Raw genomic sequence first — 1,253 nt, 5'->3', positions numbered from 1 at the left:
CCCGAGTCGGTCTCCTGGGCGATGCGGTAGGCGGAGCGTTCGATCTCCTGCTTCTGGAAGCCGTGCTCGATCGCGGCGACCGCGCCGCCGAGGTCCTCCACCTTGCCCATCAGCTCGACGGCGGCGGCCTCGACGTCGTCGGTCATCCTCTCGATGACGTAGGAGCCGGCGAACGGGTCGACGGTCGCGGTCACGTCCGTCTCGTAGGCCAGGACCTGCTGGGTGCGCAGCGCCAGCCGCGCGGACTTGTCGGTGGGCAGCGCGATGGCCTCGTCGAAGGAGTTGGTGTGCAGGGACTGCGTGCCGCCCAGGACCGCGGCCAGGCCCTGCACGGCGACGCGGACCAGGTTGACCTCGGGCTGCTGGGCGGTCAGCTGCACCCCGGCGGTCTGGGTGTGGAAGCGCAGCATCAGCGACTTGGGGTTCTTCGCGCCGAACTCCTCGCGCATCACCCGCGCCCAGATCCGGCGGGCGGCCCGGAACTTGGCGACCTCCTCCAGGATCGTGGTCCGGGCCACGAAGAAGAACGACAGGCGGGGCGCGAAGTCGTCGACGTCCATGCCCGCCGCGACCGCCGTGCGCACGTACTCGATGCCGTCGGCGAGGGTGAAGGCGATCTCCTGCGCCGGAGAGGCGCCGGCCTCGGCCATGTGGTAGCCGGAGATCGAGATCGTGTTCCACTTCGGGATCTCGGCCCGGCAGTACTTGAAGATGTCCGCGATCAGCCGCAGCGACGGCTTCGGCGGGAAGATGTACGTGCCGCGGGCGATGTACTCCTTCAGCACGTCGTTCTGGATCGTGCCGGTCAGCTGGTCCGCGCTGACGCCCTGCTCCTCGGCGACCAGTTGGTACAGCAGGAGCAGCAGCGCCGCGGGGGCGTTGATCGTCATCGACGTGGAGACCTTGTCCAGCGGGATCCCGCCGAACAGCACCCGCATGTCGTCGATCGAGTCGATCGCCACCCCGACCTTGCCGACCTCCCCGTGCGCGATCGGCGCGTCGGAGTCATGGCCCATCTGGGTGGGCAGGTCGAACGCGACCGACAGGCCCATCGTGCCGTTCGCGATCAGCTGCTGGTAGCGGGCGTTGGACTCCACCGCCGTACCGAACCCCGCGTACTGACGCATCGTCCACGGCCGGCCCGTGTACATCGAGGGGTACACACCCCGGGTGAAGGGGTACGAACCCGGCTCGCCCAGCTTCTCCCCCGGATCCCAGCCCTCCAGGGCGGCAGGCCCGTAGACCGGCTCGAT

At 69.3% G+C, this 1,253-nt stretch carries 1 protein-coding gene; it reads right to left on the bottom strand.

Features of this window, described 5'->3' with window-relative positions; genetic code table 11:
• Positions 1 to 1,253 (bottom strand): methylmalonyl-CoA mutase (locus tag ACIBBD_RS38785; RefSeq protein ID WP_399424731.1); only part of this gene is annotated, 1,253 nt, incomplete at both ends.

This window comes from Streptomyces sp. NPDC051315 (genome assembly GCF_044455165.1).
Classification (GTDB): domain Bacteria; phylum Actinomycetota; class Actinomycetes; order Streptomycetales; family Streptomycetaceae; genus Streptomyces.
Note: the sequence above shows the minus strand (reverse complement) of the source record. Positions and strands in the feature narration are given on the sequence as shown.